Origin of the sequence: Halopiger xanaduensis SH-6 (genome assembly GCF_000217715.1) — an archaeon.
In the GTDB taxonomy this organism is placed as follows: domain Archaea; phylum Halobacteriota; class Halobacteria; order Halobacteriales; family Natrialbaceae; genus Halopiger; species Halopiger xanaduensis.
Genome location: NC_015666.1, coordinates 2573807 through 2597483, shown reverse-complemented (window position 1 = coordinate 2597483; position 23677 = coordinate 2573807). Strand labels below are relative to the sequence as shown.

General features: G+C 66.8%; 26 protein-coding genes. 7 read left to right on the top strand and 19 right to left on the bottom strand.

The genetic code is table 11. The features are described 5' to 3' along the window. Positions 1-17: 17 nt before the first annotated feature. The 6 genes from HALXA_RS12610 to HALXA_RS12585 all read right to left on the bottom strand — a co-directional run bounded on the left by HALXA_RS12610 (position 18) and on the right by HALXA_RS12585 (position 6730). The gene (locus HALXA_RS12610) at positions 18-1955 is read right to left on the bottom strand and encodes a sensor histidine kinase (protein ID WP_013880763.1); all 1938 of its coding nucleotides are present in this window, start codon (positions 1953-1955) and stop codon (positions 18-20) included. A gap of 325 nt (positions 1956-2280) precedes the next feature. After that, entirely contained in the window at positions 2281-2838 is a 558-nt protein-coding gene (locus HALXA_RS12605) for a type 1 glutamine amidotransferase domain-containing protein (protein ID WP_013880762.1), read from the bottom strand. A 135-nt stretch (positions 2839-2973) separates the two neighbouring features. Further along, positions 2974-4257 (bottom strand): GNAT family N-acetyltransferase, encoded by a 1284-nt coding sequence (locus tag HALXA_RS12600; RefSeq protein ID WP_013880761.1) that lies wholly within the window; start codon positions 4255-4257, stop codon positions 2974-2976. A 116-nt stretch (positions 4258-4373) separates the two neighbouring features. Next, positions 4374-5534 carry a pyridoxal phosphate-dependent aminotransferase gene (locus HALXA_RS12595; RefSeq protein WP_013880760.1) on the bottom strand — a complete coding sequence of 387 codons (1161 nt, stop codon included), beginning with the start codon at positions 5532-5534 and terminating at the stop codon, positions 4374-4376. Between the two features lie 3 nt (positions 5535-5537). Continuing rightward, on the bottom strand, positions 5538-6023 hold the full coding sequence (locus HALXA_RS12590) for an Lrp/AsnC family transcriptional regulator (RefSeq protein ID WP_013880759.1): 486 nt from the start codon (positions 6021-6023) through the stop codon (positions 5538-5540). Between the two features lie 107 nt (positions 6024-6130). Next, a complete protein-coding gene (locus HALXA_RS12585) occupies positions 6131-6730 on the bottom strand; it encodes a hypothetical protein (protein ID WP_013880758.1) in 600 nt (199 codons plus the stop codon). Positions 6731-6867: 137 nt separating this feature from the next. Here HALXA_RS12585 and HALXA_RS12580 point away from each other — a divergent pair, with 137 nt between their 5' ends. After that, on the top strand, positions 6868-7431 hold the full coding sequence (locus tag HALXA_RS12580; protein WP_013880757.1) for a thioredoxin family protein: 564 nt from the start codon (positions 6868-6870) through the stop codon (positions 7429-7431). Positions 7432-7500: 69 nt separating this feature from the next. Here the strand turns inward: HALXA_RS12580 and HALXA_RS12575 are convergent, their stop codons facing one another. Further along, a complete protein-coding gene (locus tag HALXA_RS12575) occupies positions 7501-8613 on the bottom strand; it encodes an NADH:flavin oxidoreductase/NADH oxidase (RefSeq protein ID WP_013880756.1) in 1113 nt (370 codons plus the stop codon). 176 nt (positions 8614-8789) lie between these two features. Between HALXA_RS12575 and HALXA_RS12570 the strand changes: the two genes are divergently transcribed. Beyond that, the gene (locus HALXA_RS12570; RefSeq protein WP_013880755.1) at positions 8790-9623 is read left to right on the top strand and encodes a BtpA/SgcQ family protein; all 834 of its coding nucleotides are present in this window, start codon (positions 8790-8792) and stop codon (positions 9621-9623) included. Positions 9624-9644: 21 nt separating this feature from the next. Here the strand turns inward: HALXA_RS12570 and HALXA_RS12565 are convergent, their stop codons facing one another. The 6 genes from HALXA_RS12565 to HALXA_RS12540 all read right to left on the bottom strand — a co-directional run bounded on the left by HALXA_RS12565 (position 9645) and on the right by HALXA_RS12540 (position 15218). After that, positions 9645-10916 (bottom strand): tripartite tricarboxylate transporter permease, encoded by a 1272-nt coding sequence (locus tag HALXA_RS12565; RefSeq protein WP_013880754.1) that lies wholly within the window; start codon positions 10914-10916, stop codon positions 9645-9647. Positions 10917-10973: 57 nt separating this feature from the next. Beyond that, positions 10974-12035 carry a Brp/Blh family beta-carotene 15,15'-dioxygenase gene (locus HALXA_RS12560; protein WP_013880753.1) on the bottom strand — a complete coding sequence of 354 codons (1062 nt, stop codon included), beginning with the start codon at positions 12033-12035 and terminating at the stop codon, positions 10974-10976. Then, a complete protein-coding gene (locus HALXA_RS12555; RefSeq protein ID WP_013880752.1) occupies positions 12025-12930 on the bottom strand; it encodes a lycopene cyclase domain-containing protein in 906 nt (301 codons plus the stop codon). The genes HALXA_RS12560 and HALXA_RS12555 overlap by 11 nt, the downstream gene beginning before the upstream one ends. Positions 12931-13156: 226 nt before the next feature. Continuing rightward, positions 13157-13507 carry a 50S ribosomal protein P1 gene (rpl12p, locus tag HALXA_RS12550; protein ID WP_013880751.1) on the bottom strand — a complete coding sequence of 117 codons (351 nt, stop codon included), beginning with the start codon at positions 13505-13507 and terminating at the stop codon, positions 13157-13159. A 24-nt stretch (positions 13508-13531) separates the two neighbouring features. Beyond that, positions 13532-14584 (bottom strand): 50S ribosomal protein L10, encoded by a 1053-nt coding sequence (locus tag HALXA_RS12545; protein ID WP_013880750.1) that lies wholly within the window; start codon positions 14582-14584, stop codon positions 13532-13534. A 1-nt stretch (position 14585) separates the two neighbouring features. After that, entirely contained in the window at positions 14586-15218 is a 633-nt protein-coding gene (locus tag HALXA_RS12540; protein WP_013880749.1) for a 50S ribosomal protein L1, read from the bottom strand. Between the two features lie 286 nt (positions 15219-15504). Here HALXA_RS12540 and HALXA_RS12535 point away from each other — a divergent pair, with 286 nt between their 5' ends. Continuing rightward, complete coding sequence (locus HALXA_RS12535) at positions 15505-16113, top strand: hypothetical protein (RefSeq protein WP_013880748.1); 609 nt, start codon at positions 15505-15507, stop codon at positions 16111-16113. Between the two features lie 290 nt (positions 16114-16403). Here the strand turns inward: HALXA_RS12535 and HALXA_RS12530 are convergent, their stop codons facing one another. From HALXA_RS12530 to HALXA_RS12510, 5 genes are all read right to left on the bottom strand, one after another. Beyond that, positions 16404-16880: a 50S ribosomal protein L11 gene (locus HALXA_RS12530; protein ID WP_013880747.1), complete on the bottom strand. Its 477-nt coding sequence runs from the start codon at positions 16878-16880 to the stop codon at positions 16404-16406. 131 nt (positions 16881-17011) lie between these two features. Next, positions 17012-17323 (bottom strand): divalent-cation tolerance protein CutA, encoded by a 312-nt coding sequence (gene cutA / locus HALXA_RS12525; RefSeq protein ID WP_013880746.1) that lies wholly within the window; start codon positions 17321-17323, stop codon positions 17012-17014. A 97-nt stretch (positions 17324-17420) separates the two neighbouring features. Next, positions 17421-17615 carry an HEWD family protein gene (locus tag HALXA_RS12520; RefSeq protein ID WP_013880745.1) on the bottom strand — a complete coding sequence of 65 codons (195 nt, stop codon included), beginning with the start codon at positions 17613-17615 and terminating at the stop codon, positions 17421-17423. Positions 17616-17747: 132 nt separating this feature from the next. Beyond that, the gene (locus HALXA_RS12515) at positions 17748-19259 is read right to left on the bottom strand and encodes a phosphoenolpyruvate carboxykinase (ATP) (RefSeq protein ID WP_013880744.1); all 1512 of its coding nucleotides are present in this window, start codon (positions 19257-19259) and stop codon (positions 17748-17750) included. Positions 19260-19566: 307 nt separating this feature from the next. Beyond that, positions 19567-20805, bottom strand: a complete 1239-nt coding sequence (locus HALXA_RS12510; protein WP_049895304.1) for an MFS transporter — start codon at positions 20803-20805, stop codon at positions 19567-19569. Between the two features lie 199 nt (positions 20806-21004). On the opposite strand from HALXA_RS12510, the gene HALXA_RS12505 reads away from it, so the two are divergent. Further along, complete coding sequence (locus HALXA_RS12505) at positions 21005-21187, top strand: DUF7501 family protein (protein WP_013880742.1); 183 nt, start codon at positions 21005-21007, stop codon at positions 21185-21187. A 339-nt stretch (positions 21188-21526) separates the two neighbouring features. Continuing rightward, complete coding sequence (locus tag HALXA_RS22820) at positions 21527-21667, top strand: rubrerythrin-like domain-containing protein (protein WP_013880741.1); 141 nt, start codon at positions 21527-21529, stop codon at positions 21665-21667. 98 nt (positions 21668-21765) lie between these two features. Here the strand turns inward: HALXA_RS22820 and HALXA_RS12500 are convergent, their stop codons facing one another. After that, the gene (locus HALXA_RS12500; RefSeq protein WP_013880740.1) at positions 21766-22230 is read right to left on the bottom strand and encodes a hypothetical protein; all 465 of its coding nucleotides are present in this window, start codon (positions 22228-22230) and stop codon (positions 21766-21768) included. A gap of 122 nt (positions 22231-22352) precedes the next feature. On the opposite strand from HALXA_RS12500, the gene HALXA_RS12495 reads away from it, so the two are divergent. Next, positions 22353-22802 (top strand): SHOCT domain-containing protein, encoded by a 450-nt coding sequence (locus HALXA_RS12495; protein WP_013880739.1) that lies wholly within the window; start codon positions 22353-22355, stop codon positions 22800-22802. Between the two features lie 72 nt (positions 22803-22874). Continuing rightward, positions 22875-23657 (top strand): HAD-IIA family hydrolase, encoded by a 783-nt coding sequence (locus HALXA_RS12490; RefSeq protein ID WP_013880738.1) that lies wholly within the window; start codon positions 22875-22877, stop codon positions 23655-23657. Positions 23658-23677: the final 20 nt, after the last annotated feature.

Below are 23677 nucleotides of genomic sequence, written 5' to 3'. Positions count from 1 at the left end.
CTCGGGACTCGAGCCGATTATCCGGCGGTTGACTCCGGCTCCGGCACCTCGAGGGTCATCACGTCTCGAATCTCGATCCGCGTGCCGCCCTCGGAGCCGCGTTCGATCGAGAGCGTCCAGTCGTGAGCTTCGGCGATCGCCTTGACCAGCGCCAGTCCGAGCCCTTCGATAGCCGTCTCGTCGTCAGTGCTGGGATCCAGCAGCCGGTCGTGTGTGCCCGGATGTACCTCGGCCGCGTCGTCGCGCATGAAGAAACCCCGCGAGCGGTCGGCGTCCTCGACGCCGATCACGTCGATCCACACCGTCACGTCGCTGCGGCTCCGACTCCGGGATGCCACGTCGTCGAAGGCCGTCTCGAGGAGGTGGACGAACCGGTCGGAGTCGGCCCGCAGCGTCGCCGGCCGTTCGACGATGACGGCGTCGTCGTCCAACCGCGAGCCGTCGAGGGCCTCCTCGATCGCGCTCTCGAGGCGGATCCGGCTCCGGGTTCGCACGGACGAGGCGTTGCGGGCGAACTCCTTGACGTCGTCGACGAGCCGTTCGGCGCGGTCGAGCGTCGTCTCGACGGAGTCCTCCGCGAGCGGGAACTGCCAGTCGTCGGCAGCGCCCCTGTCGTCGTCGGACTGCGTCCGACTGCTCGAGGAACGTCGTTCCTCGCCGTCCTCGAGCGCCTCGGCGACGGTCTCGAGCTGGCGCTTGAGGTCGTTCGAGAGGATGTCGGCGACGCCCTCGAGGCGCTCGGTACGGCGCTCGAGTTCCGCGGTTCGCTCCCGGAGCACCCGCTCGCGGTCGGCCCGATCGAGGGCCGCACGCGTGTTCTCGACGAGCGTCGAGAGCAGTTCGACGTCCGTCTCGTCGAACCGGTTAGGCTCGAGCGCGCCGGTCATGAGGACGCCGTGGGTACCGATCGGGGCGATGATCTCCGAGCGGATCGGCGTCTCGGGGTTGTAGAGTTCCTCCTGGGCCGCGAGGTCGTCGAACCGCTCGACGTCGCCGGCCTCGAACGCTTCCCAGACCAACCCCTCGCCGGGGTAGAACCGGGGCAGGCCGCCGAACTCGTCGTGCGCGCCGGCGGTGCCGGCGACGGGCTCGAGGTAGCCGTGCTCCTCCTCGAGCAGCCAGACGCCGCTGATCGGCAGGTCGAGCAGGTCGCTGCCCGAGTGGACGGCGATCGCGCAGATCTCCTCGGGGTCGTCGGAGTCGAGGAGCCACCGCGTGACCTGGTGTAAGGAGGCGGCGACCCGCTCGTACTCGTGCTGGTCGGTGACGTCCCGGAGGACGCAGGCGACGGTCGCCGCGTCGTCCTCGATCGGGACGAAGCGGAACTCGCCCATCCGCTCCGTACCGTCGGCGGCGGTAAAGGGTGCCTCGAGGCGTCGCGTTTCCGCGGTGCCGATATCGATGTCGGTGATCGCGCGGCCGATCTCGACCGCGTCGTCGTCGTCGATCGCCGCCAGTTCCGGGAGGATCTCGACGTGCTCGCCGATCAGATCTTCGCGGTCCGCGCCGAGAATCCGCTCCATCGCGCCGTTGACCGAAACGATCTCCCGGTTCCGATCCAGCGTCACGACCCCGTCGCTGATCGCCTCGACGACGGCGGCGTGCTGGGCCAGCGACGTCTCCTGTCGCTTGCGCTCGGTAACGTCGCGCATGTACACCGAGAGCCCGGTTTCGGAGGGGTAGGCCTTGGCCTCGAACCAGGTCTCGAGTTGAGTGTGGTAGACCTCGAACGAGACGGGAACCTGCTCGTCCATCGCCCGGTGGAAGCCGTCGGGGAACTGCGTCTCGACGGTTTCGGGGAACTCGTCCCACATGACCCGGCCGATCAACTCCGCGCGCGAACGCTTGAGGAGGGACTCGGCGCGCGCGTTGAGATAGGTGAAGCGGAAGTCCGTATCGAGGGCGAAGAAGGCGTCCGTGATCCGGTCGAGCGCCGGGATCGATCGCCGCGTCACAGTCGGTCACCTGCGATCGAATTTGAACCCGAATCCGAACTCGAGTCCGATCCGGGAGCAGAATTCGGACGGCTGAACCAACCTACACCTGCGGGTGGCTGCGCGTCGACCCCGCTCGCGTGAAGGTTGTCGTTCATTGTCACCATTGCCCGACAGTCAGGCAGTATTTCACGAAGGCCGTATTTGACTGTCGTGGCCAAACTGTACGGTGGGTCGGGACATATACCCATTGATGACTATCCGCGTACCGGGCGCGTCACTCTCGAAGCTGTTCAAAGATGGTCAAAACGGTGTTCGACGATCGACTGACGTCGATCCAGCGACCTTACGACGCGGCGAACGCCTCGAGGATCCCGTCGCAAAATGCCTCGAGGTCGTCCGGGTTGCGGCTGGTCACGAGTCCGTCGTCGTCGACGACCTCCTCGTCGACCCACTCCCCGCCCGCGTTGCGGATATCGGTCTGCAGACTCGGATACGAGGTTAGCGTCCGACCGTCGACGACGTCCGCTTCGACCAGCAGCCACGGGCCGTGGCAGATGACGCCCGCCGGTTTGCCGGCCGTCACGTGCGAGCGGAGCAGTTCGACGGCATCCTCGTTCGCGCGGAGCGTGTCCGCGCCGACGGTGCCGCCGGGGACGATCACCGCGTCGTAATCGTCCGCGGAGACCTCGTCGAAGGTCTTCTCGACTTCGTAGGCGTCGCTCTCCTCGAGGTCGTTGTTGACGGTCTGCGCCTCGCCGGTTTCGCTCCCGAGGACGTCGACGGTCGCGCCGGCCTCGGCGACGGCTTCCTTCGGTTCGGTGAACTCGATCTCCTCCGTCCCTTCGGGGGCGATGAAGACCGCGACGGTCGCGTCCTCGAGTGAGTGTTCGGAGTCGCTCATCGCCTCAATCGAGGATCGGGACGCGGACAAGGGTTCGACCTGCTGTTGCAGATTGCCGCGGCGTGCGACGCTCGCGCGTCACTCGAGTCCAGTAGCGGACTGCAACCGAGACGAGTTCCGATGCCACCTGCCGCGTTAGAACCGATCGCCGAGATAGACCGCCGTCTCGGAGAACAGCGCCTCGAGCGTCTCAAGGGTGGCTGAGTCGCCGGTCTCGAGCCGTCCCGTCCGCTCGAGGTCGGTCGCCGATCGGTAGCCGACGACGAGTTGTGAGAGCGCGCCGATGTCGAGGTGTGCGTCGGCATCGGGGTCGGGGTCGGAACCGGCGTCCGCCGCTACCCGGTCGCAGGTCCCCCGTCCCTCCGAAACCGAGAGCGCGAACGCCCCCTCGTTCCAGTCGGCGACCGGATCCGTCACCGAGAGCGTGATCGATGCGGGCGCCGCGAGGTCGGGGTAGGACACCGCCGAGAGCGCCTCGGCGACGTCGACGATCCGCACCATCGGCCCCGTCTCGACCGTCGTCTCGACGGCGTCCGGCCGCTGCGCGATATCGAGTAGCGGGACGTCTGCGGGCAGCCGGAGCCGAACGCGCTCGACCTGCGAATCGTGCTTATGACAGAACGAAAGGAGGGCGAGCAGCGCGTCGTGGTCGGCGAACGCCGGCTCGAAGACGTCCATCGTCCGTCCGTCGCGGGTGGGGTCGTCGTCGATCGTGTAGATCAGGTAGCCCCGCACGTCGCCGTCGCGCTCGTAGGCGTAGACGAACGGATCGGTGTCGTGGTTCTCGAACAGCCGACACCGCCACCACTCCCGGTCGCGCTCGAGCGCCAGTGCGTACCGTTCGGCGTAGCGCTCGTAAGCGGGATCGAGGACGTCGTACTCGTCCGGATCGACAGAATAGAACGATCCTTCGCCATCGATCGCCGCCGTCGCGAACGAAAGCTCGCCCGGCTCGCACTCGTGGAACGCGACCCGATTGCTGGTGTCCCAGCCGAACTGCCGGTAGAAGGCGTACTCGAACGGCCAGAGCACCGCGAACCGGTCCCCGCGGTCGCGGTACTCCTCGAGCGAGCGCTCGAGCATCGTTCCGACGTAGCCGCCGCGGCGGTGCTCGGGCGGTGTCGCGACCGCCGCGAGACCGGCGGTCGGATGGAGTTCGCCGCGAACGCGGGCCTCGAGCCAGTAGTGGCGACAGACGCAGCGGGGGTCGGCGTCCGTGCCGTCTCCGTCGATCGTCCCGCGCTCGTCCCGTTCGTCGTCGCCGTCGGCGAACACTCCCCGCGGGTTTCCCAGCAACGCACGCGGCGTATCGTGTTCCTCGGGGTCGTACGCCGGCGGACCCTGCTCGGGTGCGAAGGCGTACATCCGGTACTCGTGGAAGAGCTTCCGCCGATCCGGAATGGGGCGATAGTCGACCATACGGACGAACGCGCAAGCGACGATGAAAACGGTGCTGGTAGCGGCCGGTCGCGGGTGGTGGTCTTGCGTCTCACTGCTCGAGTCGGCCGGGCAGACCGCGACCGAACTCGGACGCGTTAGACGTGCTCTTCGACGAACGCTTCGAGTCGGTTCAGCGCCTCGCGAAGGTCGTCGAGGCCGGTCGCGTAGGAGACGCGGAGGTGGCCCTCGCCGCCGGCGCCGAAGACGTCGCCGGGGACGACGGCGACGCCCTGCTCGCGCAGGACCGCCTCGGCGAACTCCTCGGCCGTCCAGCCCTCGGGCACCTCGGGGAAACAGTAGAACGCGCCCTTGGCCTCGAAGACGTCCATCCCGATTTCGCGGAACCGCGAGAGGACGAACTGCCGGCGGCGGTCGTACTGGGCGACCATTTCCCGGACGTCCCCGTCGCAGGAGTCGAGCGCCTCGAGGGCCGCGTGCTGGGCCGTCGTCGGCGCCGAGAGCATCGTGTACTGGTGGATCTTGTTCATCGCGCCGACGACGTCGGCGGGACCGAGCGCGTAGCCGAGTCGGAGGCCGGTCATCGCGTGGGCCTTCGAGAACCCGTTGAAGACGATCGTCCGCTCGCGCATGCCCGGTAGCGTCGCGATCGACGTGTGTTCGTTTCCGCCGTACGTCAGTTCGGCGTAGATCTCGTCTGCCAGCACCGTCAGGTCGTGCTCGCGGGCGAACTCGGCGACCGGCTCGAGGTCTTCCTCGCGCATGATCGCGCCGGTCGGGTTGTTCGGGTAACAGAGCACGAGCAGATCGGCCTCGCTCGCGCCGGCCGCCTCGAGGGCCTCGACGGTGAGGCGGAAGTCGTCCTCCTTCTTCGTGGGGACCGGCAGGACCTCGCCGCCGGCGAAGATCACGCCCGGCTCGTAGGAGATGTACGACGGCTGGGCGATCGCGACGGTGTCGCCGGGATCGACCAGCGCGCGGAAGGCCAGGTCGACGGCCTCGCTCGCGCCGGCCGTGACGATGATCTCCTCGTCGGCGCCGTAGCCCAGGTCGAACCGGTCGGCGACGTAGTCGCTGATCGCCTCGCGGAGCTCCCGTTTCCCGCGGTTCGCGGTGTAGGAGGTCTTGCCCTGCTCTAAGGACGTGATCGCGGCGTCGCGGGCTGCCCACGGGGTCGAGAAGTCCGGTTCGCCGACACCAAGGGAGATGACCTCGTCACGCTCCTCGGCGATCTCGAAGAACCGGCGGATACCCGACGGTGGGACCGCCTGCACGCGATCTGCAAGTTCGAAGGTCATGGGTCAGGGCGAAACGGAGAGGCGGTCGTCCTCGTCGCCGTCGCCGAGTTCGATCCCGTTCTCCTTGTAGGAGGTCATCACGTAGTGGGTGACCGTCTGGGTGATCTCGGGGACGGGCGCGACCTTCTCGCTGATGAACTGGGAGACCTCGCGGATCGAGTCGCCCTCGACCTCCATGTCGAAGTCGTAGTCGCCGCTGACCAGGCGCAGCGCTTTGACCTGCGGGAATCGTGCGAGGCGCTCGGCGATGTCGCCGTAGCCGGTCTCGCGGTCGAGGCGCACGTTCAACTCGACCTCGGCGCGGACGCGCTCGTCTTCCAGTTTGTCCCAGTCGACGACCGCCTGGTAGCCGCGAACCACGCCCGCTGCCTCGAGTTCCTCGATTACTGCCTCGACCTCGTCTTCCTCGAGGTCGGTCATTCGCGCGATGTCGGCGGTGGAGTATCGCGCGTTCTCACGAAGCAACTCGAGCACCTCGCGTTCGCTCATATCACGGGCAACCGCGAGCGCGAGTAAAAACGTTGTTCTTTTGCACGATAGTTCGGGACGGATCGCGAGCGCGGGAGTCCGGCGTTGGAGCCGAAGCGAGTCGCGCGCTACCGGTAGTTCTTGAACAGCAGCGCCCGCACGTCGTCTTTCGTCTGAACGTCTTCGGTGGAGCCGTCGGGCAGCGTCACGGTGTAACGGTAGTCCGCGGAGGACGACTCCTCCCACTTGTCGTCGTGGGTCTCGAGGAGACTCATCATCTCGTCGAGCATCTCGTCGTCGTCGGCGTCGCCGCTTTCGTTGTCGCCGGCGTCGCTGTCGGCGTCCGCGTCGTCGCTGTCGGCTTCCTCGTCCGCGTCATCCGTGCTCGTACTCGAGTCGGTCGCCGCATCGGTGTCGTCATCCGCGGCCTCGTCGGGATCGGTCGGCTCGGCCGTTTCGTCGTAGGACACCTCTTCCCCGGCCGACTCGCCGGCTCCTGCTTCGATTGCGGCACCGACTGAGCCGGCGACGTCGGCGGTCGCCGAGGAGTGGAACGCCTCGTCGATCTCGATGTCCACGTCGGCCTCGCCGTCGATGTTGTCGATCAGAAACTGGATCGCGTCCCGCTCGCGGACGAAGCCGTACTTGCCGACGACCTCCTCGGAAATCTCCTGGCGGAGCCGCTGGATGAACGCGTACTGTTCGTCCGTGATCTCGAGCGTCTTCATAGTCCATCGATGCTGCGGGTGGTACAAATAGGTACGCCGTCACAGACGGTGCGTTTTTGCGGTCGACCCCCGGATTCGGCGCCTGCGGTGGTCGCTCGAGCGGGATTCTTAAGCATCGGCGGATTGAACGGTCCGATATGGTCCTGAAAGAGTCCGACACCGAACTCGAGGCCGGCGACGCCGCGCCCGACTTCGAGCTGCCGGGCGTCGACGGCGAGACGTACACGCTCGAGTCCTTTGCCGACAGCGAGGCGCTGTTGGTCGTGTTCACCTGTAACCACTGTCCGTACGCGCAGGCGAAGTTCGACCTGCTGAACGAACTGGCCGACGAGTACGACGAGGTCGCGGTCGTCGGGATCAATCCCAACGACGCCGAGGAGTACCCTGATGACTCCTTCGAGAAGATGCAGGAGTTCGTCGAGGACGGCCGCGTCCAGTACAACGCTTATCTCCGCGACGAAAGTCAAGCGGTCGCCGCCGAATACGGCGCGGTCTGTACGCCCGATCCGTTCCTCTTCGCTCGAGAAGACGGCGAGTTCCGCCTGGTCTATCAGGGCCGACTCGACGACGCCTTGAACCCCGACGACGAACCGACGCGGTTCCACGTCCGCGAGGCGATCGATTCCGTGCTGGCCGGCGAGGACGTCGACCTCGAGTGGAAACCCTCGCAGGGCTGTTCGATCAAGTGGAAAGACGACTGACGACGACTCGGAGTCGGCGGGCGGCGACCGCCGTGCGGACTTAGCGGGCGTCCGTACTCGCCCGGACTATCACCGTTGCACCGCCCGGCGGTACTGCACCGGCCACTTCTCCGCCGCGTCACCCTCGAGTTCGCCGGCCGCGCGCAGCCCGAAGTAGGGATCGCGCAGGAACTCCCGACCGACCAGCACGAGGTCCGCACGGCCGTTGCGGACGAGCGCGTCGGCCTGTTCGGGTTCGGTGACGCCGCCGACCGCGCCGACGGCCAGATCGTCGGTGCCCTCGCGAACCGCTTCCGCCAGCGGCACCTGGAAGTTCGGGCCGCCGGGAACCTGCTGGTCGGGATGGAGCCCGCCGGAGCTAACGTCGAGCAGGTCGACGCCCAGCTCGGCGAGGTCGCCGGCCAGCCGCACCGACTGGTCGATATCCCACGATTCGCGATCCTCGACCCAGTCCGTCCCGGAGATGCGGACGAAGATCGGCTTCTCGTCTGGCCAGACGTCGCGGACGGCTTTCACGACTTCTCGAACTAATCGCGTCCGGTTCTCGAAGCTCCCGCCGTAGTCGTCGTCGCGGTCGTTCGTGACCGGCGAGAGGAACTCGTGGAGCAGGTAGCCGTGGGCCGCGTGCACCTCGGCGATCTCGAAGCCGGCCTCGAGCGAGCGCTCGGCGGCGGCGCGGTAGGCGTCGATCACGCCCTCGATGTCGTCCTGATCGGCCTTCCGCATCGCCGGCCGGTCGCCCGGGAACGGCGGGTAGGCGTCGGGCGAGGGGGAGAGCACTTCCCAGCCCGCCGCGCCGTCGGGGTCGGTCTCGTCGGGCGCAATCGGGACGTTGCCGTCCCACGGGCGGGTCTTGCTGGCCTTGTGGCCCGCGTGGGCGAGCTGGATGCCCGGCACCCCGCCCTGGTCGCGGACGAACTCGGTGATCGGCTGGAGGGCCTCGGCGTGTTCGTCGCTCCAGATGCCCAAGTCGTGGGGCGTGATCCGACCGCGCGGTTCGACGGCTGTCGCCTCGGTCATGACGATTCCGGCGCCGCCGACGGCGCGGCTGCCGAGGTGGACGCGGTGCCACTCGGTCGGCAGCCCGTCGGCGTCGCAGGTGTACTGACACATCGGGGAGACCGCGAGTCGGTTGGGTACCTCGAGGTCGCGAAGCGAGAGGTCCGAAAAGAGGTCAGACATGTGCGTTCGATCGTAGTGACGGGGGACGAAAAACGACCGCGGACGGCGACGGCTTTGCCGGCTTGCGATTGCGTGCCGATCTCGTTCGGTCCGCGGTAGCAGCCGTCGCGCGGAGTGCGGATTCGCCGACGAGGCGACGACGAATCGTATAACCACCTCGAGGTGCCACCTCCGGTATGACCGCAGTCACGCCGTTCGCCGAGCGATTCGACGTCGACCGACCCGTCCTCGGGATGGTACACCTGCCGGCGCTGCCCGGCGCGCCGGCCTTCGACGGCGACCGCGCGGCGATCCGGGAGCGCGCGCTCGAGGACGCCCGCCGGCTCGAGGGAGGCGGCATCGACGGCATCGTCCTCGAGAACTTCGGCGACGCGCCCTTCTATCCCGAATCCGTTCCGAATCACGTCGTCGCGGAGATGACCGCCGTCGCGTCCGCGGTGACCGACGCCGTCGACGTGCCGGTGGGAATCAACGTCCTGCGAAACGACGCCGGGGCGGCGCTGTCGATCGCGGCCGCCGCCGGCGCCGAGTTCGTCCGGGTCAACGTCCACGTCGGGACGGCCGCGACGGACCAGGGCGTCCTCGAGGGACGGGCCCACGAGACCGTCCGGCTGCGCGACCGGATCGACGCCGACGTCGCGATCCTCGCGGACGTCCACGTCAAGCACGCGACGCCGATCGGCGAGACCGAGATCGAGCACGCCGCCCTCGAGACGGTTGGGCGCGGCCGAGCCGACGGCGTCATCGTCTCCGGATCCGGGACGGGTGCCGAGACGTCGCTCGAGGACGTCGAGCGAGTCGCCGACGCGCTCGCAGGTCGCGAGGCGTCCGTCATCGTCGGCAGCGGCGTCACGCCCGAGACGATCGCGGACTGCGTCGCGGCGGGCGCCGACGGCGCCATCGTCGGCACGGCGCTCAAGGAAGGCGGCGAGACGACCAACGCCGTCTCGAGGGAGCGCGTCGAGTCGCTCGTCGAGGCCGCGCGGACGGCGGACTCGGGCGACGCGTAGCGCCGACCGGGAACCGTCGTCTCAGAACCCGAAGAGCAACGGCCCGATCAGCACGCCCATCAGGTGCACGCGCCGCGCCCGCAATCGGACCGGAACCAGTCCGATCGCCGTCGCGACGACGAAAATAGCGATGCCGATAGGACCGGCAAACAGCAGGGAGAGGACCAGCAACAGCGCCAGAACGGCCGCCGACAGCTTCCAGTAGGTGAGCCGTCCGACTACCTCGAGGTAGGCGTCGCCGACGACGATCACGAGGACGAATCCCAGCAGGCCGGCGATTACGACGCTCGCGATCAGGATCGGCAACTCGAGGGGTGCGTTCACGCGCTCGAAGGCAACCATCACGCCGGTCCGGGGCTGGCCGATAGCGACCAGCGCGAACAGTGCGAAGATCGTGTTCGCCGTGTCAACGCCGCTGGTCGCGACGATATACCCGCGGTCGCTGGCGCCGCCGGGGACGACCACCAGCACTGCGACGGCGGCGATGGCCGCCGAGACGCCCGGAATGTAGCCGACGACGGCCCCCGCTAGCGCGCCTGCGAGAGCCGTGGTTCCGACGAGTCGTTTCGACGCCGCGATACCGTCACCCTCCTGCGGCGGAATCCCGGTCCCGAAAATCGCGTCGATCAACACCGGCGCGCCGAACAGACCCGCGAACAGCGGCGCGAGCGTGCCGCCGGCCTCGAGGGGCGCGTTCGGCTCGAGATCTAGCGTGAGCCAGCCGAGGCCGGCGGCGAGCGCGAACGAGAGTGTTCCGCCGACCATCCGGCGCGAGGTGCGCTCCGAGGCGATCAGCGCGACGACGACCGCGGCCAGTACGAGCGACAGGTGTGCCCGGACTGTCGGATAGACGGCCGTTACGCCCCGCGTGATCGGCACCGCGAGCGGAACGGCCGCGAGGACGGCGAGGATACTCCCCAGCGCGGAGAGGCGGATCGCCTCGTACCCCCGACCCTCGAGGACCATCCGGTGGCCCGGGAGTGCGGTGATCGCCATCTCGGCGTCCGGCACGCCCAGCGCCATCGCGGGGACGGCGTTCAGGAAGGTGTGGACGACGCCGGCCGCGAGCATCGCGCAGCCGACGAACAGCGGCGGGCCCGGCACCGCTGGCGCGACGCCGGCCAGCAGGAGCGCGAAGTTGTTGGCGTGCAGGCCCGGCACGAGCCCGCTGCAGCTCCCGAGCAGACAGCCGGCGAGCGTCCACGCCAGCAACTGCGCCGTCAGCCGCGGATCGGCGGCCAGATCGATCGGCGCGACTGACGCGGCTATCGCCGGCGTAACTGACCCGACCATCGCTCGTGCTGGTCGCTCGTTCGTACTTAAATTCGCACTCAGAACGCGTCGGTCGCGCTACCGCGCGGTCCACAGTCCCTGCTCGAGATCCAGCAACGACACCACGACGACGTGGGGCAGCGTCAGCACGGCGACGCCGACCAGATACAGCGCGGCCGCGTCGGGAACGGTCGCGGGCGTCCGCGGGACGGCGACCGCCAGCGCGGCGAAGACGACCAGTGACCCGGCCGTCAACGGCGCGGCGTCGCGCGCGAAGCGACCGATCGCGCCCCGAGCGTCGCCGTCGGCCAGCGCCGCGACTGCGGCGTCGTCGATCAGCAGCGTCCGAACGATGTGCCGCACCGAGTGCCAGCCGGTGAAGTAGAGGCCGATCGCGAGGATCGGCGGCACGGCGGCGAAGAAGGCCGTGAGGCCGAGCGTCTCGCCCGCGTCGATCAGCCAGGGCTCGAGGGCGTCCGTCCGGCGGTAGCCGAGCGCGAGCGTCGCGGCGATGAGCGCCCCGAAGCCGACGGCCACAGCGTATCGAACCGTCGGCCGGAACGCGCCCTCGAGCGCGGCCGCCGCGCCGGGGTCGAACAGGCCGACGAGGGTGCCCGCGACGAACGCGTACTGGTCGGGGAAGGCGACGAGCGGCACGAGCATCGGGAGGCCGCCGCGGACGACGAGCGCGAGTCCCTTGTGAGCGGGCGTCTCGAGATAGCTAACGTCGGTCAGTTCGCACAGCGCGTAGACGTCGCCCTGACCCCAGTGGACGAGCGTGAGGAGGATGAACAGCGCGAACGAGACCGCGGGGGCGACGAACCAGAGAGCCGCGTAGGCGCCGCCGATCGCGAGATAGCAGCCTCCGACGGCCGCCAGCGCTCGCGACGTGACGGGGCGTCCCCGCGAACGCGGCAGGACGAGGTGGTCGACGGCGCCGTGAGGGAGCCCCAGCACGACGACGCTGGCGGCCAGCGGCGCGTACTGGTAGGCCAGCGGGATCGAGTCGCCCGTGACGCCGATCGTGAGCCCAAAAATGATTGTGAACAGTCCCGCAGCGTGGCTCGCATACGCCGCTCGTCGGCGGGCAGTCGCCGCCCCCGTCTCCGGTGTCGCCCGGTTCGCCGCGTCAGGGAGCATCGGTCAGGTCCGCGTCGGGGTTCGGTTCCGGTTCCAATTCTGGTTCTGGCTCCGGCTCTCGCTCCCTCTGAACCTTCTGCGCCAGCCAACTCGAGCGGCGCCCCATCCGTCTGAGATCAACGAGCGAGGGCAGTTCGTCCGCCCGCTCGACCACCCACGCGTAGAGGACGATCCCCTGGACCACGAAGGCGTTCGTCACCAGGAAGAAGAGCGCCTCCTCGAGCGGCAACCCGGCGAGCGCGTAGCCGGTCGTGTGCGTTTCGGAAATGTGCCAGAGCCCCCGCTCGAGGGCGATCCGGTCGGCGAGCCAGAGGTAGAGCGTCGGGAGTCCGATCGCGAGCGCGACGAGCCGTCGGTTCGCCCAGAGGTAGGTTGCGCCGACGGCCCACTGAAGGGCGAGGATCGGGCCGGCCCACAACAGCAGCGCGCCGAGGTAGTAGGTCTCGGTCGAGCCCGGCCCCAGCAGCGCCCAGCCGACAACGGTGACGGCGAGGCCGGCAGTTGCGCCGGCGATGCGATGTCGTCTCGGTAACCTCAGTTCCACTCTCGACGACCGATCGGACGCCGACAGCCGAAACCCCACCAGAACCAACACGAGCGCGGTCAGAATCGGCTGGAGCACGAAAAAGAGGTACTCCTCGAGCGGCGTGTGCCAGATCGTTCCGCGGACGACGCCCTCGCCGTACCACCACACGCCCCGCGGGATCAGCAGATTCGTCCACGGGGTGGTGTAGACGACCGCGAGAGCGACGATGATCGCCAGCCCGGTTCCGACTCGCCGGCGCCACCGTCGTCGCGTCTGCGACAATCCAACCCGTCGGTACGTGAGCCAGCCCAGCACGAGGATCGGCGGACAGAGAAACACCGCGTGAAATCCGAGGTAGCTCAGCGACATCGGACCTCGCGGCGATAGATCACTAGGTCGGGCATTCGATTCGTCTCACCGTAGCGTGGCGACTGGACCGACGTAAAGAATCGGGCCAACGACGCATCTCGCGCGTCTCACACGCTCGGCTACGCGGCGGTGCTCGAGTTCGAGTTGGAGACTGCACGATGCCGTCGCTCTCGGAACCTGACTAGCGCCAAAAAATCGGAAGGTTGTCTAACTCGTCGGAACCGACTTAGCCGAAGAGCTCGCCGAGGCCTTCGCCGCCGGCGCCCTCGTCTTCGTCGTCGTCCTCGTCGTCGTCCGTCGTGTCCGGGACGTCGCTGGTTTCTTCGGCTTCCTCTTCCTCGTCACCGCCTTCGGCGCCGCCGGCAGCGGCACCGCCCGCGGCGGCTCCGCCGGCGGGGACGGCAGCGGCTTCTTCGACCGCGTCGTCGATGTCGACGTCCTCGAGTGCGGCGACGAGCGCCTTGACACGGGACTCTTCGACGTCGACGCCGGCGGCGTCGAGCACGTCGGTGAGGTTGTCTTCGTTGATCTCTTCGCCCGATTCGTTCAGGATGAGTGCAGCGTATACGTATTCCATTGTTGTATCCTCCGTTAGTGGTCGTTAGCCGAACATTTCGCCGAGACCGGCCGCGCCGTCACCGTCGTCTTCGTCATCATCGTCGGTGTCGGCGTCGCCGGCCTCGGTGTCAGCGTCTTCGTCTGCCGATTCGTCCTCGCCCTCGTCTTCGTCGGCGGCCGCAGCGTCAGCTTCGGCAGCGGGCGCCTCGACGTCCTGCAGTTCCTCGGGCAGGGCTTCCTCGTCATCGATCTGGGCCGCGAGCGCACGGAGCTGTGCGTCGGCCTTGCTGACGAGGTCGGGCATGAGGTCTTCGTCCTCGATCGCGGCCTGCAGGCCGAGGCTCTTGGCCTCGCCCGTGGCCTTGGCGATGAGCGTCGGCGCCGTCGCCGCGGTCGGGTACTCCGCGTTGATCGCGAGGTTCCGAGCGCGAGCAGCGGCCGTCGAAATGTCGCTCTCGTAGGCCTCGACGTCGATGTCGAGGTCCTCGGGGTCGAAGAGCACGCCGTCGGCGATGACGGCGCGCAGGTCGAGCCCGACTTCCTTGGGCTCGATACCCAGTTCGTTGAGGACGTTGGCCAGATCCGCAGAGACTTCCTCGCCGGCCTCGAGGACCGTCGAGTCCTCCATGACCTGGATCGAACCGTCCTCGATGCGCGCGTTCGCGCCGATGCTCTGCAGTTCGCCGACGAACGGACCGGGGTCGATCCCGGTGTCACCCTCGGGGATGACGATGTCGTTCGGGGCGACTTCCCCTTCGTTGATCGGAGCGGGCGTCTTGGACGCCTCGAGCTCCTTGTAGAGGGTGAAGGGGTTGTCGTTCGTCGCGACGAGCCCGACGTGACCCTCGACGTGGTCGACGAGGTCGTCGTAGCCGGCGTCCTCGAGCGCGCGGATCTGCAGGGTGTTGCGGCTGACGCGCAGTTCCGCGGTACCGTACAGATCGCGGCGCATGTCCTGCAGCTGCTTCGAGGGGATGCCGGTGAGACCGACGATGCCGACGCTCTCGTAGTCGGCCAGCAGGTCGGCGAGTTCGTCGACCTCTTCTCGCTTCCACTGGGGAAGGTTCTCGGTTTTGCGTTCAGCCTGTGCGCTCATCTTAAGCCACCTCCACGGACGGCCCCATCGTCGTCTTTACGTAAACGGCGTCGATGTTCTGGGGCCCCTTCTCGAGGTCGGCGTGCAGGCGTCGCAGGATGACGTCGATGTTGTCGGCGACGTCCTCGGCGTCCATCTCCTCGGAGCCGACGAGCGTGTGGAACGTACGTCGGTCACCCGAGCGAAGCTGCACGGTGTTCTTGAGCCGGTTGACGGTCTCGACGACGTCCTCGTCGGGCGAGAGCGGGTCCGGCATCTTCCCTCGGGGACCGAGAATGGTACCCAGGTGCCGGGCGATGTCTTGCATCATCGCCTCTTCGGCGATGAAGAAGTCCGTCTCGTCGGCCATGTCCTTGGCTTCGTCGTCGTCAAGGTCGGCCACGTCGTCACCCGAAAGGACCTCGTCCGCGACCTCCTCGGCGCGGACGGCGGTTTCTCCTTCGGCGATGACGACGATTCGCGTCTCCTGTCCGGTTCCGGACGGGAGCACGACGGACTCGTCAACACGGTTCGACGGTTCGTTCAGGTCAAGGTCGCGCAAGTTGATCGCGAGGTCCACCGTCTCGGTAAAGTTCCGGTTCGGCGACTCCTCGAGTGCGCGAGCCACTGCGGTTTCAATATCCGAATCTGCCATCGTTCACCTCCGTAGTACGCAGGGTTGCTCCTACGGGTCAGTGAAACAGGCTAGGCCTGTCTCTGTTGAAGAAAATGCCATGTCGAACTTAAACCCGTCGAACTGCGTTCTTCGTTCGTCCGTCCAACCGGTAGCGTGCGGCGCTGTCACACTCGATACGCGACCGCGCTCGAACTCGCAGCGGTCGACGCGAAAACGGGTCGTCACCCACGGAAGTGTGAACGATCCGCGATAACGACTTACGCCAACCAAAGGTAATATTAGACTGAACCGTCGTTGTAGACGTATGTGGCCAGAAAGTTTATACGCGGTTGGCGGCGCCGGAACGGCGACGACCGGCCCGCTCGCGTCTCTGGGCGCCGAGTGGATCGAGGCCTATCGATCGCTCGCGCTTCCCGTGCGTGCGGGCGGACAATTCCTCGCAGCGGCACTGCTCGCGCTACTCGTCCTCGGACTCGTGCAAGGGTACGGCTCCCGCTCGGTCCACACCGCCCGGCGGAGTCCGGTCATTTCGATCTGTATCGGACTGCCGGCCGCGCTCGTCGTCGCCTCCCTCGCGGGGACCGGCTACCTCATCTCCGGCGAGAGCGTCGGGGTCTTCTTCGGCATTCCGCTGGTCGTCCTCGGGCTCGCAACGCTGCCGCCGCTTTCGGCCGTCGGCCTCGTCGCGATCGGCCAATCGATCGCGGCTCGAGTCGGCGACGACCGCCTGTCCACCGGCGTTCTCGTCGGTAGCCTCCTCGCCGGGGCAGCCGGGGGCGCACTCGAGGCGACAATCGCCCTCGCCGTCCTCGCCGCTGCACTCGGAGTCGGCGCCGGGGCGCGAACCCTGTTCGCCGCCCGCGGATCGACGCGACCCGACGAGCGAACCGTGCCGCCCGCGAACAAGATCTGAGCGGCGTTCTGGCCGCTGCGTTCTCGCTCGTTCGATCTCGTTTCTCCTGCGTTTTCGCCGTTCGGCTCGAGGCATCAGTCGTCGATACGGCCGTCGATCGGTCGGTAACTACCGTCGCTACGCGCTGAAAAATCATCCGACGTCCGTTTGACGCCCTCGAACTGTTACACTCGCGAGGTGGGTGTCCGGGCCGGCCGAGCCGGCGGCTTTCGAGTCGTCGCTATCGCACGGCACGGTCGGAACGGCAGAAAACGAGCCCGTCGGGCGGTTTCCGAACCGGACCAGAACCGTTATTCGGCGAGAACGTCGTCGTACTCGCCGTCGTCGACTCGCTGCTTGAACTCTCGAGCGTCGTTGCCCTCGATGGTCACGCCCATCGAGGCGCAGGTGCCGACGACTTCCTTCGCGGCGTTTTTCGTGTCGTAGGCGAGCAGGTCGGGGTGTTTCTGCTCGGCGATCTGCTTGACCTGATCGACGGACAGGTCGGCGACGAAGTCCTTCTGGGGTTCGCCGCTGCCGGTCTCGAAGCCGGCCTCGTCCTTGATCAGTTCCGCCGTCGGCGGGACGCCGACGTCGATCGAGAACGAGCCGTCGTCCTCGTAGTCGACGGTGACGGGAACTTCCGTGCCGTCGAACGCTTCGGTTTGGTCGTTAATCTCCTGGACGACCGCCTGTACGTCGACGGGCGTCGGTCCGAGCTCGGGACCGAGCGGCGGGCCGGGATCGGCCTGGCCACCCGGAACGAGCACTTCGATGGTTCCAGCCATACCTGTCACAACCCGTGCGCGAGTTTTAAGGGTTGCTTTTTCGGGCAGTCGTCGCCTGTGATAGGCTCACGTACATCGATCGACCGATCCCTCGTCTCTCCTCGAACCCGTGCTTCGCAACCTCCGCTCCGTCAGTCGCCCCCGTCGACGCTCTCCGCGCGCCACTCCGCGAACGACTCGAGCAAATCAGCTTCGTCGAACCGTTCGATACACGGCACGTCGTAGGGATGCAGTTCGCGGACGCGGTCGGCGAGGTCGTCGTAGGCCTCGTCGGTGGTCTTCGCGAGCAGAACGACCTCGTCGTCGTGGTGGATTTCGCCCTCCCAGCGGTACGTCGAGGTGGTCGACAGTCGGTTGACGCAGGCGGCCAATCGCTCGTCGACCAGCCGTTCGGCGAGTTCGTCGGCGCGGTCCGGCGGTGCCGTGATGTAGACCGTCGGCATTATCGGCGGCTACGTCGGGACCGCTCAAAAAGGATCCTTCGTCGCCTCGTCGTTCGATTCCGCTTCCTCGAGACCCCAAATCGGGCGAGACGGGGAGTTAGGCGTCGTCGACGACCGGATTAAATGCGCCGTTGATGTCCCACTCGTGTAGACAGTGCGGGTTTCCGACCTGCTTCTCGCCGTCGTCGTCGTCGTCGTCGATCTGCCATGCTTCGAGTTCCTCGTCCCAGTATTCGGCGCGCTCGCACCGCTCGCATACGCGAGCCGTCGGCGCTCGGACCTGTGCACTCATTAGGGGACCGTGAGAACTGCACGCATATAACGCTACTCTTGTGCGGCAATCGCTGCCGCTGTTCGCTGACATGAGTGCTCAAAGAACTGGATGACCGTTCTTCCCAATCGACAGACGGCGAATCCGCCCGGCTCAGTACACGGCGTCCGTGATCTCCTCGCGCAGGTCCTCAAACTGCTCGAGGTACGCGCGGCGCTCCGCTCGCAGGTCGGCGGCCGCGTCCTCGTAGTCGTCGACGTGGTCCGGGACGTAGTACTCCTCGACGTCCAGCCCGGGCACGGAATCGGGAATCGTCAGCCCGGTGCGCTCGTCGTCGGTCCACTCGATCGTCCCGCGGGCGGCTTCGGTCAGGATCGTCACCGATTCCTCGACGCCGATGTCTTTGGATTCGTCGCCGAGATAGCCCGTGTTGATGATATAGCACTCGGCATCCAGCTCGTCGATAAGGTCTTGGAAGATGTTCCCTTCCTCGCCTTCGGAGCCGATAATGAACGGATTCGTCCCGACGACGCGAATCGATTCGCCCGCGCGTGAGGGGTCGCCGGCGCTGGTCTCGATCGACTCGCCGAGCATGAACGCGACGGCGGCCTCCCGGTCGTCCAACTTCGCGACCGGCGGCATCAGCGGATTCCGGGTGATGAAAAAGATCTGATCGAGCCGCTCGAGGTCGATCTCCTCGTCGGCGCTCTCGAGCCGGTCGCGCCGGACGATCGCCCGGGAGTTGGACGTGTAGCGATCCTCGTCGAAGTGGACGTTCCCGTCGTCGTCGACGGCGACGTTCTCGAGGACCGCCGACTCGTGGGTTGCGGCCGCGTAGAGTTCGGGCTGTTCCTCCGGGTCGAGACCGATGGTCTTGATGAACAGCCCCTCGCCTTCGCTGCCGGCGACCGTGCCGTCCGGCAGGAGTCCGCAGACGTCATCCTGCAACATCGAGGCGTCCTCGGGGTCCTCGAGCCAGCAGCCGTGGGAGGTGAGCGTCGACTTGCCGGTCGCCGAGAGGCCCATGAAGACCTGCCCGACGGTCCGGAGGTCGCCGTCGGCGTCGCGGACGCGGACGCGCTTGCTGCCGGCGTGGAGGCCGAGCCCGCCCCGCTGCTTGATCCGGTACATGAACAGCCGGAGGAACGACTTCTTGGCCTCGCCGATGTAGTCCGTGCCGAGGACGGCGGTCACGCCTTCGTCGGGGAGCACGCGGATCGCGGTCTCGTCGTAGTCCGGGTCCTGCACGGTGTAGAGGTCCGGCTCGCGGCCGTCGGCGGGCTCGAAGAGGTTCGCCCACGCGAGCGCGATCCGCGCGTGGTCGACGGGGACGAACAGGCGACAGCAGAAGGTCGCGTCGGGGTGGCGGCCCATCAACCGATCGACGCAGACCATCTCGCGGTCGCCCGCGCGGTCGACCGCGGCCTCGAGCAGATCGTGATCGCGGTCGGTAAACTCGTGGTCGACGGCGTTTTTCGTCCGGTCGGCGCTTCGGGACCGGACCTCGCTGACGTAGGAGGGCGAGCCAAACTCGGTCGTCGTCTCCGCGGGGGCGGCGAGCTCGCGCAGTTCCTCGAGGGAGGGGTTGTAGCGGACGTTCGATGCGTCGGTCGGATCGGGAAGCCGCGTCGCCAGTGGACGGGTCTCCGTCCCGGTTTCGGACATATACGTAGCACCGGATTACCTCGACATATAAACATGCATATTTTGATCGATGTGTGTCATAACCTATCTCGACGAAATCAGATATATGGCCTACATACTTTCTATACGGGATTAAGAGCGGTTCAGTATTCGCTATATAATTATACGAGCTCTGGTAGATAGAGATTTGTACTCGAATCAGAAATAATATTCACCGCTCAGGAACGGTCGGTCCGTTGAGGTAGCGAACGCGTTCACGGGGGCGAACGATTCGAGCCGTCAAACGACTGCTCGAGGTGGACTACGGCGGCGAGCCTGCGGCGAGACGCTATCGATCGCTGCGATGGTCCGTCACCAGAAGGAACACCGCGAGGACGGTCGCACCGGTTACCGACGCCGCCAGGAGCCAGAACGCCGGTCGGAAGCCGGCGAGTTCCGAGACCGTCCCGACGATCGCCGGCGCGAGTGCGCCCGCTCCCATCAGCATCGTTCGGACGACGCCGAGCCCGCCGCCGGCGACGTCGTCCGGAATGACCGTCATGAGATACGCGCCCCTGACGGGCCGGAACCCGTGCGAGCCGACGCCGACGGCGACGAGCGTGCCGCCGAGGAGGATCGGGCCGGCGGTCCCGGTCAGCGAGATAAACGCGATCAGCGCAGCTGTCGCGACGGCGAGCAGACCCGCGATGATCGGGAGCCGACCGAGTCGATCGCTGAGTTCGCCGGTGCCGAGCTGGACCAGGCTCGCCAGGAAGAACGCACTGTAGAGGACGCCAGCGGTCGCATCCGCGAACCCGGCCGCGTCCGTCAGGTACAGCGGGACGAACGCCACGAGCCCGTTGTAGGTGAAGGAAAACAGTATCGTCAGAAGGGCGAACGTCGAGAACCGCCGGTCGCGAAAGAGACGGGCGTACGTGCCGATGTCGATCGCGTCGAAACCGCTGGCCGCTCCGTCGGCCGTCGCCTCGGTCGGCACCCGTTTCGGAACCCGAACGCGAAATAGGACGGCGAGTGTGAGTCCAACAACCCCCGCGAGCAGAAAGATCAGTCGCCAGCTCTCGCCGAACGCGAAGGAGAGTCCGGCGACCGTGACGACCGCGGTCGGCGCGACGACGCCGCTGAACGTGCCGACCGTGTCGAACACGCCGAGCGCTCTGCCCGTCCGGGCGGGGTAGGCTCGAGAGAGGAGCCGGACGGAGACGGTCTTGTGTGTGCCGGTGCCCGCGCCCATGACGAGCATCGCCGCGACGAGGACGAGAAACGGCGCGTCGATGATCAGGGTCAGCGCCGCGGTCGCCGCGATCGCGGCGCCCGCCGTCACGACGGCAACCGAGCCGAGCCGGTCCGCGAGGACGCCCGAGGGGAACTGCATGGCCGCGTAGACGAGCATGAAGCCGGTAAACGCGGTTCCGAGGGTGGCGTTCGAGACGCCGTAACTCGTCTGGAAGGCGCCGAACAGCGGCGGAAACGCGTACCGGAGCAACTTCGCGAGAAACCAGATCGCGGCCGTCAGCGCGAGGACGTCGAACCGGGCGAGCCGTCGGACCATCGTCGATACCGATTCCATCGCGTTCCTGTCCAATATAGCGCAAGCGGCCGACGAGAAACCACCGGTTGCGGCCTGCGTCGCTGACACCGGTCGCCGTCACGACACCCGTCGATCGTCCGGTTTCAACGGATTTTCTAGGGATATTTTATGGCGATCTAGGTATATTGAATATATACAGCGGAACCTTATATAGGACACTCGAGTACGTCGATTCACTATGTCGACGAACAGTACTCGAGAGTGGGTCGATCCGATCGTCTGTCCCTTCTGCGGGGACGAACTCCAGTCACCGGGCGCTGGATTCGTCGACCACATCGACGAGAACGAACCGTGCGAGCACCGGTTCGATCAGTGGCGAACGAACATCGCCGGCGATATCGGCGGCGAGTGGACGGGCTAAGTATCGATTAGGCCGTCAGCCGACGAGGCGGGCGAAAGCGGGACATTCCGACGCTCGAGCGTCGCGCCGCTTACGCCTCGCTTTCGCCTGACGATTGGTCAGCGATTTCAACGGTCGTTATTCCTGTACGTTAGCCATCGATCGCCGGATACTGAACTCGAGGCGGCCGATTTCTTCTGTTCGCCAGCGACTGAATATGGTGCGATTCGCTCGTGCCCGACTGCCAAGAATTTGACGAACGGTCGATAATTAATCGGATTTATGCGAATAAGATTGTGCGAATCGGTACTAGAGCCTTTGAGGACAATTCTTTTCCGTGGTACTAGTTCCCATTCCACTATGGTCTACACGGATCCGTACTCACCCGACCGATCGTACTACGAATGTCGCGATTGTGGCCACCGAGAAACGGCCGAGTCGCTCGAGTCCTGTCCCGAGTGTGACGGGGTCGTGAGAAACATCGCGGTCGCCCGCGAGTAGTCGCGTTCGACTCGAGTACGCGGTCGATCACACTAGCTCACGCGCGTCTCTTTTCGAAGCCGTCGGAGTCCACGCCCCAACGCGGCCGGCCAGTCTGTTCAGTCGAAATCCGGCAGATCCTCCGGCGGTTCGTATTCGGCTTCCCAGTCGATGTACTCCTCCTTGAGTACCTCCGAGACGATCTGGCCGAACTCCGTGAGTTCCGCGTTGATCGAGGAGACAGTCCCCCACGTGTCGAGGTCGGGGTGGTACTCGCGGGCCTGCCAGTCCTCCGGAATCCCGGGGGCGTGGTAGCCGACGCGATCGGCGAAGTCGTCCCAGAAGAAGTCGAACTGCGAGAACAGTTCCAGATCCTGGGCGATCTCGTACTCCCGGTCCTCGAGATCGGTGTCTTCGCGCCACGCGTCGAACGCCTCCTCCCAGGCGCCGGTCTCGAGGAACTCCTGGAGTTCCTCGCGGCGGTAGTCGACGTCGCCGTCGGCGCTGATCGTCGCGTCGTCGTACTCGTTCGGGTCGACGAACTCCAGTTCCGGCGGCTCGGGGGGTTCGACCTCGAGTGTCATACCTGTCCGTAGGCCGGGTCGAAGGATAAGAATTCTCACCTCGCGCGCTCGCGGTCGGATCGGCGCGTCGTCGAACGTGGTCGTATCCCTACAGTTATTCGTCCGGCCGTGGTACGTCCTGTATGGCCAGTGAGACCGGCGGCCGAAGTTACAGTCTCACGGAACTCTTCGCGATCAAGTTCGTCTTAGGTGACGTGCTGGTCATCGCGGCGTTCGTGCTGGCCGGACCGGTGTACGGTGTCTTAACGCTGGCGCTGCTCGTTCTCAGTTTCATACTTGTCTGGGGTCTCACGCGATCGGAAGAGACCGACGATGCGCAAGCGCGGTCGGCCGAGACCGACGCCGATCGCACCGCGACGGCGTCCGCAGCGGCCGACGACCGCGATCCCGTCACCCAACTGCAGGAGCGCTACGCCGCGGGCGACCTCTCCGACGAGGAGTTCGAGGCGAAACTCGAGCGCCTGATCGACGCCAACGAGCGCGCCGATCGGGCCGGAGTCGACACCGAAGACCTCGAGCTCGGCGCCGGGTCCGACCCGGAACCCGAACCCGAACTCGAGCGATCGGACTGAGAGCCGTCACCCTTCCCCCACCGCTTCCGCGCTCCCCAACACTCAATCGGTCCTCGCCCGTATCACCGACCGATGAGCGACTACGAGGCGGCGATTCTGGATGTGGACGGGACGATCATTCGGGGCGACGAACTCCTGCCCGGCGCAACCGACGGCATCCGCGCCCTCGAGGACGCGGGCTGTTCCTGGGTCCTCTGTTCGAACAATCCGACGCGGGGCGGCGACCACTACCGCGAGAAACTCGCCCCCTTCGGCGTCGACGTCGATCCAGAACGCGTGCTCACCTCGGCGACGATCACCGCCGCGTACCTCGCCGACATCCACCCCGACGACGCGGTCTACCTCGTCGGCGGGCGTCGGCTCGAGGAACTGCTCGAGGAAGCGGGCGTCGCCCTCACCGCGGATCCCGACGCGGCCGACGTCGTCGTCGGCTCGTTCGACGACGAGTTCTCCTACGACGCGCTCCGGGAAGCGCTACGGGCGCTCGAGGGCGACGTCCCCTTCTACGGCACTGATCCGGATACGACGATCCCGGTCGACGACGGTGCGATTCCGGGCTCGGGGGCGATCCTCGCCGCGATGGAAGCCGTCGCCGGCCGCGAGCCGGACGCCATCCTCGGCAAACCCTCCGCAACGGCCGCCGAGGCGGCCGTGGAGCTGCTGGACGATCCGGATCCCGAGGAGACGCTGGTCGTCGGGGACCGCCTCGACACCGACATCGAACTCGGCGCCCGTGCGGGGATGACCACCGCCGTCGTGCTCACCGGCGTCACGGATCGGGCCGACCTCGCCGAGTCGGCCGTCGACCCGGACTACGTCCTCGAGTCGCTGGCCGAAGTCGAGACGATCCTCTGAGCGCCGTCGCCCGGTCAGTC

Coding starts and splice junctions, on each gene's coding strand:
- HALXA_RS12605 (WP_013880762.1), bottom strand. CDS start 2,838: ATGAGCGACTCCGAACACTCACTCGAGGACGCGACCGTCGCGGTCTTC.
- HALXA_RS12600 (WP_013880761.1), bottom strand. CDS start 4,257: ATGGTCGACTATCGCCCCATTCCGGATCGGCGGAAGCTCTTCCACGAG.
- HALXA_RS12595 (WP_013880760.1), bottom strand. CDS start 5,534: ATGACCTTCGAACTTGCAGATCGCGTGCAGGCGGTCCCACCGTCGGGT.
- HALXA_RS12590 (WP_013880759.1), bottom strand. CDS start 6,023: ATGAGCGAACGCGAGGTGCTCGAGTTGCTTCGTGAGAACGCGCGATAC.
- HALXA_RS12585 (WP_013880758.1), bottom strand. CDS start 6,730: ATGAAGACGCTCGAGATCACGGACGAACAGTACGCGTTCATCCAGCGG.
- HALXA_RS12580 (WP_013880757.1), top strand. CDS start 6,868: ATGGTCCTGAAAGAGTCCGACACCGAACTCGAGGCCGGCGACGCCGCG.
- HALXA_RS12575 (WP_013880756.1), bottom strand. CDS start 8,613: ATGTCTGACCTCTTTTCGGACCTCTCGCTTCGCGACCTCGAGGTACCC.
- HALXA_RS12570 (WP_013880755.1), top strand. CDS start 8,790: ATGACCGCAGTCACGCCGTTCGCCGAGCGATTCGACGTCGACCGACCC.
- HALXA_RS12565 (WP_013880754.1), bottom strand. CDS start 10,916: ATGGTCGGGTCAGTTACGCCGGCGATAGCCGCGTCAGTCGCGCCGATC.
- HALXA_RS12560 (WP_013880753.1), bottom strand. CDS start 12,035: ATGCTCCCTGACGCGGCGAACCGGGCGACACCGGAGACGGGGGCGGCG.
- HALXA_RS12555 (WP_013880752.1), bottom strand. CDS start 12,930: ATGTCGCTGAGCTACCTCGGATTTCACGCGGTGTTTCTCTGTCCGCCG.
- rpl12p (WP_013880751.1), bottom strand. CDS start 13,507: ATGGAATACGTATACGCTGCACTCATCCTGAACGAATCGGGCGAAGAG.
- HALXA_RS12545 (WP_013880750.1), bottom strand. CDS start 14,584: ATGAGCGCACAGGCTGAACGCAAAACCGAGAACCTTCCCCAGTGGAAG.
- HALXA_RS12540 (WP_013880749.1), bottom strand. CDS start 15,218: ATGGCAGATTCGGATATTGAAACCGCAGTGGCTCGCGCACTCGAGGAG.
- HALXA_RS12535 (WP_013880748.1), top strand. CDS start 15,505: ATGTGGCCAGAAAGTTTATACGCGGTTGGCGGCGCCGGAACGGCGACG.
- HALXA_RS12530 (WP_013880747.1), bottom strand. CDS start 16,880: ATGGCTGGAACCATCGAAGTGCTCGTTCCGGGTGGCCAGGCCGATCCC.
- cutA (WP_013880746.1), bottom strand. CDS start 17,323: ATGCCGACGGTCTACATCACGGCACCGCCGGACCGCGCCGACGAACTC.
- HALXA_RS12520 (WP_013880745.1), bottom strand. CDS start 17,615: ATGAGTGCACAGGTCCGAGCGCCGACGGCTCGCGTATGCGAGCGGTGC.
- HALXA_RS12515 (WP_013880744.1), bottom strand. CDS start 19,259: ATGTCCGAAACCGGGACGGAGACCCGTCCACTGGCGACGCGGCTTCCC.
- HALXA_RS12510 (WP_049895304.1), bottom strand. CDS start 20,805: ATGGAATCGGTATCGACGATGGTCCGACGGCTCGCCCGGTTCGACGTC.
- HALXA_RS12505 (WP_013880742.1), top strand. CDS start 21,005: ATGTCGACGAACAGTACTCGAGAGTGGGTCGATCCGATCGTCTGTCCC.
- HALXA_RS22820 (WP_013880741.1), top strand. CDS start 21,527: ATGGTCTACACGGATCCGTACTCACCCGACCGATCGTACTACGAATGT.
- HALXA_RS12500 (WP_013880740.1), bottom strand. CDS start 22,230: ATGACACTCGAGGTCGAACCCCCCGAGCCGCCGGAACTGGAGTTCGTC.
- HALXA_RS12495 (WP_013880739.1), top strand. CDS start 22,353: ATGGCCAGTGAGACCGGCGGCCGAAGTTACAGTCTCACGGAACTCTTC.
- HALXA_RS12490 (WP_013880738.1), top strand. CDS start 22,875: ATGAGCGACTACGAGGCGGCGATTCTGGATGTGGACGGGACGATCATT.